Origin of the sequence: Streptomyces sp. ADMS (assembly GCF_033441795.1) — a bacterium.
Taxonomy (GTDB): domain Bacteria; phylum Actinomycetota; class Actinomycetes; order Streptomycetales; family Streptomycetaceae; genus Streptomyces.
Map to the genome: position 1 here is coordinate 1 of NZ_JAVFVX010000059.1, position 12,788 is coordinate 12,788.

Here is a 12,788-nt window from a genome sequence, read left to right on the forward strand (position 1 = left end):
CGGTTGTCGTGGAGGAGGATCGCGTCCGGCGCGGTCGCGGAGGCCTCGTCGGTGATGACCGGCAGGTCGCGGTACTCGACCCTGATCCTGGCGGCGGCGCGGCGCGCGGTCTCCGGGTGGTCGGCGGCGACGATGGCGACCGGTTCGCCGTGGTGGCGGACCCTGCCGTGGGCGAGGACCGGGGTGTCCTGGATCTCCAGGCCGTAGTTCCTCACGTCGGTCGGCAGATCGTCGTACGTCATGACCGCGTAGACGCCGGGCAGCGCGAGGGCCTCGGCCGTGTCGATGGACACGATCTCGGCGTGCGCGACCGTGGAGCGCAGGATCTGGCCCCAGAGCATGTCCTCGTGCCACATGTCGGACGAGTACGCGAACTCGCCGGTGACCTTGAGGGTGCCGTCGGGGCGGAGAGTGGACTCGCCGACGCCGCCCTTGGTCTTCGAACCCTGGGTGACCTTGGTGGGGGTCCCGAGGGGAGCGTTCCTGCCGGGCATGTCAGACCGCCTCTCCCTGTCGGGCCGCCGCCAGCCGGACCGCGTCCATGATCTTCTCGTAGCCCGTGCAGCGGCACAGGTTGCCCGAAAGGGCTTCGCGGATGTCCGCGTCGGTCGGGTTGGGGTTCCGCTCCAGCATCTCGTCGGCGGCGACCAGCAGACCGGGCGTGCAGAAGCCGCACTGGACGGCGCCGGCGTCGATGAACGCCTGCTGGATCGGGGCGAGTTCAACGCCCTCGCCGGTCTGGGAGTCGGTGGAGCCCTTGGGCTGCCACTGCTTGGCCGCGTCAAGTGACGTGCCGCAGGCGCCCGTTCCGCAACTGCCGTGCTCCGTACGCTGTTTGGCGTAGTCGGCGAGCCCTTCGACCGTGACGACCTCGCGCCCTTCCGCCTGTCCCGCCGCGACGAGGCACGAGCACACCGGTGCACCGTCCAGGCGGACGGTGCACGACCCGCACTCGCCCTGCTCACAGGCGTTCTTCGAACCCGGCAGGCCGAGCCGCTCCCGCAGGACGTACAGCAGGGACTCGCCCTCCCACACGTCGTCGGCCTCCTGCGGACGCCCGTTGACCGTGAAACTGACGCGCATTACGCGACACTCCCCTTCTGGATGCTCCGGCCGTCAGTGCCGCGGTACGACTCCCAGGTCCACGTCAGCGTGCGGCGGGCCATCACGCCGACCGCGTGCCGGCGGTAGCTCGCGGTGCCCCGGACGTCGTCGATGGGGTTGCAGGCGCCCGCGCACAGATCGGCGAACTGCTTGGCGACCGACGGCGTGATGATCTTCCCGTTGTCCCAGAAGCCGCCCTCTTCGAGCGCCGCGTTCAGGAACTCCTCGGCGGCCCTGGCCCGGACGGGTGTGGGCGCCGCCGAGCCGATCCCCGTACGGACCGTCCGCGACTCCGGGTGCAGCGCGAGACCGAAGGCGCAGACGGCGATGACCATCGCGTTGCGGGTGCCGACCTTCGAGTACTGCTGGGGGCCGTCCGCCTTCTTGATGTGGACGGCGCGGATCAGCTCGTCGGGCGTGAGCGCGTTGCGCTTCACGCCGGTGTAGAAGTCGTCGATCGGGATCAGCCGTGTCCCTCGTACGGACTCGGCCTCGACCTCCGCGCCCGCCGCGAGAAGCGCCGGGTGGGCGTCGCCGGCCGGGGAGGCGGTGCCGAGGTTGCCGCCGACGCCGCCCCGGTTGCGGATCTGCGGGGAGGCGACCGTGTGCGAGGCGAGTGCCAGGCCGGGCAGCTCGCCGCGCAGGTCGTCCATGATCCTGGTGTACGGGACCGAGGCGCCGAGCCGCACGCTCTGCTCGCCGGTCTCCCATTCGTAGAGATCTCCGATGCGGGTCAGGTCGAGGAGGTACTCGGGCCGGCGGTGGTCGAAGTTGATCTCGACCATCACGTCGGTGCCGCCCGCGATCGGCACAGCGGTGGGGTGCTCGGCCTTCGCGGCGAGCGCCTCCTCCCAGCTGGCGGGGCGAAGGAAGTCCATGACCGGCTCTTTTCCTCTTCGTCGCGTGCGTCGGGCCAGTGGGTCGCGCCAATGGCTCGTTCATGTGCTGTTCACGTGCGGTGGAGCCAGTACACAGGGCTGTGCTCCACCGGGGTCAGTCACGGAAACCATGAAGGAGTTGGCTGGCCAGGGCGATCGTCTTGTAGATTCGTATGAACAGAGGCCATTGGTAACCTCTCTGATTTTCCCTGGAAACAGTGATTGCCGCGCAGGCGCAAAAGCGCGGCTCGCAGAAAGAACGGCGGCGACGAGAATGCGGCTGCGCGCACTGCTGGACACCGACTCGCTGGGCCTCAGGCTGCTCGGCGGCGCGGACGAGCTGGACCGCACCGTGCGCGGGGTGATGACCACCGACCTCAGGGACCCCAGCCGCTATCTCTCGGGCGGCGAACTGGTGCTCACAGGTCTGGCCTGGCGCCGGGACCCCGCGGACTCCGAGGCGTTCGTACGGCTCCTGACGGGGTCCGGGGTCGCGGCCCTGGCCGCCGGTGAGGCCGAGCTGGGGGACATCCCGGACGACCTGATCACGGCCTGCGCCCGGCACCGGCTGCCCCTGTTCGCGGTGCACGAGTCGGTGGCGTTCGCGATGATCACCGAGCACGTCGTCCGGCAGGTGTCCGGCGAGCGCGCCGGAGATCTGGCGGCGGTCGTGGATCGGCACCGCCGGATGATGACCTCGGGGCCGGGGGGCGGCGGGCCCGACGTGGTCCTGGATCTGCTCGGCTCCGACCTCGACCTGCGCGCCTGGGTCCTCTCCCCCGCCGGCCGTCTCATCGCGGGCTCGAAGGTCTCGGGCCCCGCCCCGGCCCCCGACCTGTGCGCGGCCCTGGCGGCCGAGCACCTGACGGCGGCCCGCACCGGCAGACGCGGACCCCACCGGGTCGCGGTGGGCGGTACGACGTACTCCCTCTTCCCCGTCCGCGGCAGCAGCCGGACCGCCGCGCAGGGCGGCGGCTCACACGACGTACGCGAGACCCTGCTGTCCGACTGGCTGCTCGCCGTCGAGGCGGACGCCGGGGACTGGCCGGCCGAGCGGCTCGATCTGCTCCAGGGCGTCACACAGCTGATCGCGGTCGAACGCGACCGGCGCGACGCCGCCCGTACGGTACGGCGGCGGCTCGCCCAGGAGGTCCTGGAGCTGGTGCAGACGGGAGCCGCGCCAGCCGAGATTGCGGCCCGGCTGCGGGTCGCCGCACCGGTACTGCTCCCCGGCCTCGGCGCCGCCCCGCACTGGCAGGTCGTCGTGGGCCGCGTGGACTGGGCCGGCGGCGAGATCGAGGGCGGCCCGGTGGCCCAGGCGTTGCTGGAGGAAATCCTCGTGGACCCGCTCCTGACGGGCCCGGAGCACTCCGACCGGATCGCGGTGGCCCGTACGGGGGACGAGGCGATCGCTCTCGTACCGCTGCCGGCGGTGTCGTCGGAGCACGACGGTTCGGAAGCGGGAATCCTGGCCGAGGAGTTGCTCTCCGCCGTACGGGACCCGCTGTCGGCCGGCCTGGACGACGACGGGCGGCTCACCCTCGGTGTCAGCGCGGCCGTGCACACGGCGGAGGGGCTGCGCGGGGCGCTGGAGGAGGCACGGCACGCCCGCCGGGTGGCCGCGGCGCGCCCCGGCCGGGTGTGCGCGGCGGGCCACCAGGAGCTGGCCTCCCACGTGCTGCTGCTCCCGTTCGTCCCGGACGACGTCCGCCGCGCCTTCACGGCCCGCCTCCTCGACCCCCTGCGGGACTACGACCGGCGCCACCGGGCCGAGCTGATCCCGACGCTGGAGGCGTTCCTGGAGTGCGACGGCTCGTGGACGCGGTGCGCGACACGGCTCCATCTGCATGTGAACACGCTGCGCTACCGGGTGGGGCGGATCGAGCAGTTGACGGGGCGTGATCTGTCGCGGCTGGAGGACAAGCTGGACTTCTTCCTGGCGTTGCGGATGAGTTGAGCCCACGGGAGCAGGGCCGTGGGCTCGGGGCGTGCGGTCCTGGCGCGCGCCGGACGGAAGCGGGTGTGCGGCAACCTGAAGCCGCGATCTTCCCCGACTTTGTGAATTCCTTCACCTACCCCCTTGGCCGGGCACCAGGATTCGTGCTGAGATGCCGCCACCACTCAACAGGCTCGATGGTGTGCTCGGGGAGGGCAACGTGGCGCATTCCGCCATGTCTGGTTCGGGAACGACCTCTGGTGACGATCCACTCCAGACCGCGGTATGGCGGCTGCGCTCACGCGCCTGCTGGGCGGACGCGGCAGCACTGATCGACCCCACCACGGCCGACGCCTCGCTCCAGCGGGCCGCGCTGCTCGTCGAGCGGTGCCTCTACACCGAGCAGGGCTGGGCGGAGGCCGAGGGCGCGCTCCGTACGGCGGAGGCACTGGCCCAGAGCGACGACGAACGGGGCGCGGCGGCCTGTGAGCGCGGGCAACTGGCGTACGCGGCGACCCTGCTGGGCGTACGGGACCGCGCCGACGAGGCGCGGGCCGCGCTGGGCCGGGCGGCGGCACTGATCACTCCGGGGGCTTCGGGGCGGGCGGTGCTGGACTTCCGGCGGGGGCTGCTGGCCGAGAACCTGTCGCGTTCTCCACAGGCGGCGCGGGCCGCGTACCGGCGCGCGCACGCGGGGGCGACCGCCCATGCCGATCCGCTGCTGCTGTCGTTCACGTGGCGTCATCTGGCCGGACTCGCCCTGCGGGACGGGGAGTTGGCGGAGGCGCGGCACGGGTTCGGTGAATCGCTGCGGATTCGGGAGGAGTTGGGGTTCCTGGTGGGGACAGCGCCCGCGTTGGCGTCGCTCGCCGATGCGGAGTCCGAGCCGGAGGCTTCGCGGTTGCGGGCGGAGGCGGGGCGGTTGTACCGGTTGCTCGGAGGCGTTCCTACCTGGCTGGCGCGGCAGTTGGCTCCGCCGGCGGCTTCTGCGTAGTTGCGCCCGTCGTAGGGGGCAGTGCGGTTGTGGGGCGGGGGCGGGCGCCCTGTGGCTTGTCGCGCGGTTCCCCGCGCCCCTGGGTGGGGGCGGGCGTATGGACCCGTGTCCCGTCGCTGGACTACGAGGTGAGGTCAGTGGGCGCCTGTCACGTGGTCCCGGGTCAGTGACTGGACCAGTTGCACGTCTCCTGCGATCAAGGCATCCAGCAGGGTGCCGTGGTCTGCCGCGTCCGCCATGAGGGCTGATCGGCTCGTGTCGGCCTTCGTGTCCACCAGGGGCCACTGGGCGCGGCGGTGGAGGTCGTCGGCGATCTGGACCAGCTGGGTGTTGCCGGCGAGGGACAGGACCGCCCGGTGGAAGGCTCGGTCGGTTTCGGCGTAGGTGGCCCGGCAGCCGGTCGACGCCGCGTGTGCCGTCGCTTCGGCGAGGGGGCGGAGTTCTGTCCAGCGTTCCGCCGGCACCGTGCGGGCCAGGCGGAGCAGCACCGGCAGTTCGATCAGGGCGCGGATCTCGGCCAGCTCGGCCAGCTCGCGGGCGCCGCGTTCCACGACGCGGAAACCCCGGTTGGGGACGACCTCGACGGCGCCTTCCAGCGCGAGCTGCTGCATCGCCTCGCGGACGGGCGTCGCGGACACCCCGAAGCGGTCGCCCAGTACGGGGGCCGAGTACACCTCGCCGGGCGCCAGCTCGCCCCCGACGAGCGCGGTGCGCAGCGCGTCCAGGATCTGCCCGCGCACGGAGGAACGCTGCACGACGGGACGCGCCTGCGCGGAGCGGGACCGTTCCGTACGAGGTCCTGGGATCGGCTGCTCACTGTGCGTGTGCTCACCCCGGGCGCCGCCGCCCTGCCCGCCCGCTCCCCCGGCTTCACGGGCGGTCGGCCCGCCCGCCCCGGGGCCCCACCCCCGGTCCACGTCCGCGGCCCTGAGCTGCGGTGGAACGCGTACGGCACCCGGGCGTGAAGCCGGGACCCCTGTCTCGGGCGAGACGTGCGCGCCCTGTGGGCCGGCGTGCTGCACGGGGGTCTCCTCCGGGCTGGATGGCACCTTGACGGCACATGGGGTCATTACGGCGGGTTGTTACTCGCCCGTCAAGCACCATAGGCGCACATTCCGTCAGTTCAAATCCCGTTTCGAGTCCAGGTTCGGATCGGGACCGGATCCGGTGTTAAATCCGGATCACATCACGGGCATGATAGGTAAGGTAAGGCTTACCTTGATATCCAAGTGATCTATCGAGATGCGGTGGTCCCGACATGTCCGCTCCCGTACAGACCCGGTCCGCCGTCGCGGACTCGTACGACCGGCTCGCCGAGGCCTGTCCGCACGCGACCGTCATCGAACTGGAACCCGGACAGCCGCATCCGCGCGGCGACGGCTGGGTCCGGGCCGCCGGGCTCGCGGCCGGCGACGGTGATCTCGACTCCTTCCTCCGCTGGGACGACGAGCAGGTACTGCGGGAGTACGGGGAGCCGGGCCGCCCGGACGTCGTGGCGGGTTTCGGGCTGCACCGGTACGCGTGGACCGCCTGCCTGCTGATCACCGTGCCGTGGTTCCTGCACCGCCGGGTGCCCCGGCTGCCCGTCGAGGACGTCTCGTACCACCGCGCCGACGGGCGCTTCGGCATCCGCCCCGGCGTCTTCGCCTGCCTGCCCGACGACCCGGCCGCTAACCGGCCCGGCGCCCGGGTGGTCGGCGACGAGGAGGCTCTGCGCGGGGAGGTGCGGGCCGCCCTCACCGAACACCTGGAGCCCCTGCTCGGCGGTTTCGGGCCGCGGATGCGGCGGCGCGGCCGGGCCCTGTGGGCCGTGGTGACCGACGACGCCGTGGAGGGCCTGCACTACATAGGACAGGCCATCGGCGAAGCGGACCGCGCCCAGCGGGAGCTGGAGCTGCTGCTGCCGGGCTCGACCCGCCCGTTCGTCGGGTCGGCGGGCTTCCGCGAACTGACCGGCCCCGGCGGAGCGGCACTGCCCACCCGCGACCGGGCCAGCTGCTGCTTCTTCTACACGATCCGCCCGGACGAGATGTGCGACAACTGCCCGCGCACCTGCGAGAGCGACCGAATCGCCAAGCTCACGGCCGCCGCCACAAGTTGAGGGGCCCTCAGCAGCACCCCTCCCTCACGGACCGGCACCGGGTGTCGTAGGATCGCCGTAAGATCACGTTCGACTGGGGCTCCCCATGGTTACGGGCACTTCACAAGTTCCTCACTTGTCGCAGGAACTTTCCGTGGAACCACCCGTACGGGTAGTCTTATTCGAACTCAACTCCCGCCCCTCAAGCGGCAGTTCGAGCAGAATGTCGCCCTGAGCATCCCCTTGCACCTCCTTAGGCGGCCTCTTGCCCCGAAACCCCCTGAGGGCTGAGGGGATTGGGCCACTATGGCGGGCGTTACGCCCTATCCCAATGCAAGGGACCCCAGATGAGACTGACCGACATATCGCTTAACTGGCTGCTTCCGGGCGCCGTACTGCTCCTGGGCGTGCTGGCGGCGGTGGCGGTGCTCGCGCGCGGCAAGCGCTCCTCCGGGGGGAAAGCGAGCCAGGACGACTCGTGGGAGCGCACCGAAGAGCGCCGCAGGCGCAAGGAAGCCATTTACGGCACGGCGTCCTACGTACTCCTCTTCTGCTGTGCCGCGGTCGCCGCGGCGCTCTCCTTCCACGGCCTCGTCGGTTTCGGCGAGCAGAACCTGAACCTCTCCGGCGGCTGGCAGTACCTCGTCCCCTTCGGTCTCGACGGCGCGGCGATGTTCTGCTCCGTGCTCGCCGTGCGTGAGGCCAGCCACGGTGACGCGGCCCTCGGTTCCCGGATACTCGTGTGGATGTTCGCGGCCGCCGCCGCCTGGTTCAACTGGGTGCACGCGCCCAGGGGTATCGACCACGCGGGTGCCCCCCACTTCTTCGCCGGTATGTCCCTGTCCGCCGCCGTCCTCTTCGACCGCGCGCTGAAGCAGACCCGCCGGGCCGCCCTGCGCGAGCAGGGTCTGGTGCCGCGTCCGCTGCCGCAGATCCGTATGGTCCGCTGGGCGCGGGCGCCCCGCGAGACGTACAAGGCCTGGTCGCTGATGCTCCTGGAGGGTGTGCGCAGCCTGGACGAGGCGGTCGACGAGGTGCGCGAGGACCGGCGCCAGAAGGAGCAGGCGCGACTGCGCCGGCGTGAGCAGGAGCGGGCCGAGCGCGCACACCTCAAGGCGATCAGCCGGGGCCACCGAGGCCCGTTCGGCGGCGGTGGCGGCGGTGGCGGTCAGCAGGTCGAGGTGGAGCGGGCACCCGCCCAGGTCACCTCGGAGCCTGCCATATCCTCCGCGGAGCAGCTGCCTTTGCGCGCCCGTCCCTCCCTCCAGCCCGTTCGTGGCAGCAGTGACTCGATCACTGTCGACCTCACGGCGGAGGACGACACGATGGCCCTGCCCCGCCTGGACTCCCTGGAGCGCAAGCTCCGGGACCTCGAGCAGCAGTACGGTTAAGCACTACTGTACGAACTGAGCGCAACCGACACGGGGGCGCGGCCTGTTCAGGCCGCGCCCCCGTTCAGTTCGAACCACACCGCCTTGCCCACGCCGTGCGAGCGCACTCCCCACGCGTCGGCGAGGGACTCCACCAGCACCAGACCTCTGCCATGCGTACCGTCGCCGGTGCTCGGTGCGCGCAGCCTCGGCCTGCGTCCCACGAAGTCCCGTACCTCCACGCGTAGTCCGCGAGGCGAGACCGTGGCCGTCAGCACCGCGTCACGGTCCGTGTGCACCAGCGCGTTGGTGACGAGTTCACTGGTGAGCAGTTCCGCTATCTCCGAACAGCCGGGCCTCCCCCAGTGCCTCAGCAGCTCACGCAGCGCCCTGCGGGCCTCCGGAACCTCCCGCAGATTCGAACAGCCCAGCCTGCGCCTCAATTGCGACGCCTCCCCCCGGTCCACGACATCGCCGTCGCGGATGTCGTTGTCGATGTCGTTCTCGGTCGTTTCCTCCGCCGCTTTCACCGAGAAGGCCCCGATGGTTACGGGACCACGTCCTCGTGCCTGACTCTTCATGACCCCCGCCCGGACGCCGGTCTGCTGTCCCCTCCTGATCGAACGCGTTCACGGGATCCATGCCCCCGTCCTGAACACGGCAGTCATGTCGAATTCTCAACGACCGGATGTACGAGGCTGGTTGAACCGTTAATGGCCGGATCAGGACATCGGCCGCGCCCAAAGGGCGCTGCTGGAGGGGCGCTTGGAGCGGACGCTGCGGCAGTTCACGCGCCCGTCCACCGGGGACGGGCGCGTGAGGGCGGTGGATCGGTCCAACTGTCCAGTGCGGGCTGCCGATCCGGTCGTAGGCCGCCTCCCTCCGGGGTGCGGGGCAGCGGACGCGACCGGGGCTCGGTACGGCTGGTCAGTAGAGCTTCTTGACCGCCGTGGTCGTCGTCTTCTTGAAGGCCGGCACCGGGGCGTCCCCGAAGTCGCCCAGTTGGCTCCAGTCCACGACCGTGACGGCGCGGCCGTCCCGGCCGACCGACAGGAGACGGATGTCGGTGGCGCCGTACGACGTTGTGGTGTGCAGACCGTAGACGCGCGCGCCCTCCTCGACCGGAAGCGTGCCGTAGTGCCTGAACTCGGCCTCGACCTCGGGGTCGGACTGCTCGATCCGCGCCGGGCAGGAGCGGATCTCCTTGTTGAGCCGGGCGGCGAGGGCCTTGGCCTTGGCGTCGCTGCCGACGACGATCGTGAGCTGGCGGGCACTGGTGTCCAGGTCGGTGCGGAACGCGCGGTACCGGGAGTCGTAGCCCGGCAGCGCCGCGTCGAGGCAGAACCTCATCTCCTCCGGCACCCCGTCCTTGACCCGGTCCGCGATCCAGGTGGAGCTGGGGTGCGGCGGCAGTTCGGCGGCCGAGAGGAAGGCGGGCGCGGGCGGGGTGCTCGCCTTCGCCGTGGCACCGGCCGGGGCGGCGAGGGCGAGCCCGGCTGCGGCGAGGGCGGTGAGTGCGGACAGCGCGGTGAGCAGGCCGGCCCTGGCGGCGCGGGTGGTGCGGGTGGTGCGGGTGGTGGTGGCGTGGACATCGCGAGCGGGCATGGGTGTCCCCCGTGTCTGGGTGCACGAATGTGCACGGGTTCGCATGAGCGGGTGATGTCGGATCCCGCCGCGCCGGGTGGTCGGTCCGGCGGCGGTCGGTGCGACGTCCAAAGCATCGGCCGCCGCTCGGGGCAACCGCAACCGCCGACACGCGATCCGCGACGGTGGAACCATCCCATCCCCTCTGACGTGCAGGTATATGGAGTGCCTGGGATGCCGTTCCGGGACGCGGAGTACCACGAGAGGACGGGGGCAGGGTGTGTCGACGCACGACGACGTGGCGGAGTTCGCGGCGCTGCTGAGGCAACTGAAGGGGCGTACGGACCGCAGTTACGGCTCACTGGCCCGGCGCCTGGCCATGAACACCTCGACCCTGCACCGCTACTGCTCCGGCGACACGGTCCCGCTGGACTTCGCCCCGGTGGAGCGGTTCGCCGCCCTGTGCGGGGCGTCGCCGGAGGAGCGTGTGGAACTGCACCGCCGGTGGCTCCTGGCGGTGGCGGCACGGCAGCGGACGCGTACGTCCGCGGAACCGGATGCGTCCGCCGATGCGACTGCGTGCGCCGAACCTGGGACGTCCGTCCAGCCCTGCACGCCCGTAAAACCCGGGACGTCCATCCAGCCCGGCATGCCCGCCGAAAAGGGCACGCCCGTCAAACCCGGCACGCCCGTCAAACCCGGCGCGCCCGTAAAACCCGGCGCGCCCGTAAAACCCGGGACGTCCGATGCGCGGGACGCCCCCGGAGCGACCCTTGCTTCGGACAAGCCCGCTTCCGCACCCCGCCCCTGGTACCGCCACCGCCGGATCGCGGTCCCCACTGCCGTCGCCTGCACGCTCCTCGCCGCGCTGGGCACCCTGGGCAGTCTGTCGGCCCTGTCCGCCGACCGCTCCCCGTCCAGGGCAGCCCCGTCTCCCTTCCCGACCCCGCCCAAGGCCTCCCCCGCGCCGATCACCTGGACCGCCAACTCCCAGGCGTGGGCGCTCGGTTGCGGCCACACCTACGTCATCGCGAGGTCACCCGAACAGGTCCCTCCGCCGCCGGCTCCGCAGGACGCCGCTCCCTGGGCGGCGACCCAGCGCGCGGTGCACGGAGGGAACACGAACGTCGAGATCTCGGTGCAGGGGCGGACGTCGACGGCGGTGGTCCTGGAGGCGCTCCGGGTCCGGGTGGTCGGGCGGAGCGATCCCGCCGGGGGCACCGCGTACTCCATGGACCAGGGCTGCGGCGGCGCGATCACTCCCCGGTCCTTCTCCGTCGACCTCGACAAGGACCGGCCCGTCGCCCGCTCGGCAGCCGGGAGCGACATGGGGACGCCGATCCCGGCGGTGCGCTTCCCCTACCGCGTCTCCGCCCAGGATCCGGAGGTGCTGCTGGTCACCGCGCGGACCGAGACCTGCGACTGCCACTGGTACCTGGAGCTCGACTGGTCCTCCCAGGGCCGCACCGGCACCGTGCGTATCGACGACGCGGGACGCCCGTTCCGGACCAGTGGCATCAAGGGGCTGCCCCGCTACTGGTACCTGATGCGCGAGTGGGTCCCGCGCACGGACTGAACAGCCCCTTCTTCTCCTACGTCTCTTCTCCTACGTCGTGTCACGCCTCCCAGACGGCGGCGGCCGTACGGTCGTCCGCGTACCCCTTGACCCGTACCTGGGTGTCCGCGAGGAAGGCGGCGAGGCCGGGCGGCGTGTCGCCCGACCACCGGCCGGTGAGGTACTCGCACAGCTCGGGCTCACCGCGCAACGGCTCGGCGAGGCCGCCGGTGCACAGCAGGAGCGTGTCCCCCGGGCGGGCGACGGAGGCGCGGAACCGGAAGGGTTCGCGGGGCGGTTCGGGGGCGGGCTCGTACGGGCTCGGCGGTGTCGTGATCCCGAGGTCCATGGTGAGCCGGTCCCCGTCCGGGGTCTCGTGGGGCAGCGAACCGAATCCGACGACGGGCTCACCGGCCGGGATCTCGCCGACCGGCGGTTCGATGTCCTGCCACTCGCCGTCCCGGAGCCGGAACAGTCCGCCCGCGCCTACACCGAAGAAAACGCGTGTACGGCAGTCGGGGTCGGCGGGGAGCAGCAGACAGCGCAGGCCCGCCGTGTACTCCCCGGGCTCGATGCCCTGCTCGGCGGCGCTCGCCCGGAGCTTGCCGAGGCTGCGGTCGGTGAGCCGGTGCAGCCCCGACTTGAGGTCGCCGCGCCGGGCGGCACGGAGGTCCTCGGCGAGCCGTACATGGCTGCGCCCCACCGCGCGCCCGATCCAGTGGCATGCCTCGGCGGCGGCCCGGTGCGCGCCGGGCGTGGCACGGGCGCCGGTCGCCATGGCGATGAGGACGAGTGCGTGGTCGCCGGCTCCGAAGCGGGCGGTGAGGAGGGAGTCACGGCGGGGCTCCCCCCGGAAGCGGGCGGAGTCCCCGCGCAGGGAGACGGCCCGGAGCGTGCAGGTGCCGTACTGCGCCCCGTCGAGCACGGTGTCCGCCACGAGGTCCCCCAGATCGTCGGGGTCGGCGGGCGGGAGGGCGGTGGGTTCGGCGGCGTAGGTGGGGGGACCTGAGCCGACGTGGTCGACGATGGCGGGAGGCCCGTCGACGGCGATGCCGGAGGAGGCGGGCAGCGGTGTTCCTGGGCTGCCCGGCGCCTCGGGCGGGAGTGCGGGGATGTCCCGGCGTGTGGGGGTCCGGAGGGAGGAGGCGCCCGCCGGGGGACCGTCCTCGGCGGTGTCTGCGGGGGTGGCGTCACGCGGGGGCCCGGTCGGCGGGCTCGCCCAGCCGGAGTGGGGCGCTGCCCCGGAGACCGGTCCGCCCGGCGAACCCCACCCCAGCCCACTCCCAC

General features: G+C 72.0%; 11 protein-coding genes and 1 pseudogene. 5 read left to right on the forward strand and 7 right to left on the reverse strand.

Annotated elements, in window-relative coordinates; genetic code table 11:
- From RB628_RS24290 to RB628_RS24300, 3 genes and pseudogenes are all read right to left on the reverse strand, one after another.
- A pseudogene (locus tag RB628_RS24290) lies at window positions 1–494 on the reverse strand (xanthine dehydrogenase subunit D); the annotation flags it as partial.
- Between the two features lies 1 nt (window position 495).
- Window positions 496–1,083 (reverse strand): (2Fe-2S)-binding protein, encoded by a 588-nt coding sequence (locus RB628_RS24295; RefSeq protein ID WP_318322636.1) that lies wholly within the window; start codon window positions 1,081–1,083, stop codon window positions 496–498.
- Window positions 1,083–1,982 (reverse strand): xanthine dehydrogenase family protein subunit M, encoded by a 900-nt coding sequence (locus RB628_RS24300; RefSeq protein WP_318322637.1) that lies wholly within the window; start codon window positions 1,980–1,982, stop codon window positions 1,083–1,085. The genes RB628_RS24295 and RB628_RS24300 overlap by 1 nt, the downstream gene beginning before the upstream one ends.
- Window positions 1,983–2,256: 274 nt before the next feature.
- Between RB628_RS24300 and RB628_RS24305 the strand changes: the two genes are divergently transcribed.
- Together RB628_RS24305 and RB628_RS24310 are read left to right on the forward strand one after the other, a co-directional pair.
- The gene (locus RB628_RS24305) at window positions 2,257–3,939 is read left to right on the forward strand and encodes a PucR family transcriptional regulator (protein WP_318322638.1); all 1,683 of its coding nucleotides are present in this window, start codon (window positions 2,257–2,259) and stop codon (window positions 3,937–3,939) included.
- A gap of 199 nt (window positions 3,940–4,138) precedes the next feature.
- Window positions 4,139–4,912 carry a hypothetical protein gene (locus RB628_RS24310; protein WP_318322639.1) on the forward strand — a complete coding sequence of 258 codons (774 nt, stop codon included), beginning with the start codon at window positions 4,139–4,141 and terminating at the stop codon, window positions 4,910–4,912.
- Window positions 4,913–5,046: 134 nt separating this feature from the next.
- Here the strand turns inward: RB628_RS24310 and RB628_RS24315 are convergent, their stop codons facing one another.
- Window positions 5,047–5,934, reverse strand: a complete 888-nt coding sequence (locus RB628_RS24315) for a GntR family transcriptional regulator (RefSeq protein ID WP_318322640.1) — start codon at window positions 5,932–5,934, stop codon at window positions 5,047–5,049.
- A 236-nt stretch (window positions 5,935–6,170) separates the two neighbouring features.
- Here RB628_RS24315 and RB628_RS24320 point away from each other — a divergent pair, with 236 nt between their 5' ends.
- Together RB628_RS24320 and RB628_RS24325 are read left to right on the forward strand one after the other, a co-directional pair.
- Window positions 6,171–7,013, forward strand: coding sequence for a (2Fe-2S)-binding protein (locus tag RB628_RS24320; RefSeq protein ID WP_318322641.1), 843 nt, complete (start codon window positions 6,171–6,173; stop codon window positions 7,011–7,013).
- 326 nt (window positions 7,014–7,339) lie between these two features.
- Window positions 7,340–8,383, forward strand: a complete 1,044-nt coding sequence (locus tag RB628_RS24325) for a DUF2637 domain-containing protein (protein WP_318322642.1) — start codon at window positions 7,340–7,342, stop codon at window positions 8,381–8,383.
- 47 nt (window positions 8,384–8,430) lie between these two features.
- Here the strand turns inward: RB628_RS24325 and RB628_RS24330 are convergent, their stop codons facing one another.
- The gene (locus tag RB628_RS24330) at window positions 8,431–8,943 is read right to left on the reverse strand and encodes an ATP-binding protein (protein WP_318322643.1); all 513 of its coding nucleotides are present in this window, start codon (window positions 8,941–8,943) and stop codon (window positions 8,431–8,433) included.
- A gap of 346 nt (window positions 8,944–9,289) precedes the next feature.
- Window positions 9,290–9,967: a hypothetical protein gene (locus RB628_RS24335; RefSeq protein WP_318322644.1), complete on the reverse strand. Its 678-nt coding sequence runs from the start codon at window positions 9,965–9,967 to the stop codon at window positions 9,290–9,292.
- A 259-nt stretch (window positions 9,968–10,226) separates the two neighbouring features.
- Here RB628_RS24335 and RB628_RS24340 point away from each other — a divergent pair, with 259 nt between their 5' ends.
- Window positions 10,227–11,522, forward strand: coding sequence for a helix-turn-helix domain-containing protein (locus RB628_RS24340; RefSeq protein ID WP_318322645.1), 1,296 nt, complete (start codon window positions 10,227–10,229; stop codon window positions 11,520–11,522).
- Between the two features lie 40 nt (window positions 11,523–11,562).
- Here RB628_RS24340 and RB628_RS24345 read toward each other — a convergent pair.
- A partial coding sequence (locus RB628_RS24345) for a protein phosphatase 2C domain-containing protein (protein ID WP_318322646.1) occupies window positions 11,563–12,788 on the reverse strand: 1,226 nt, incomplete at its 5' end.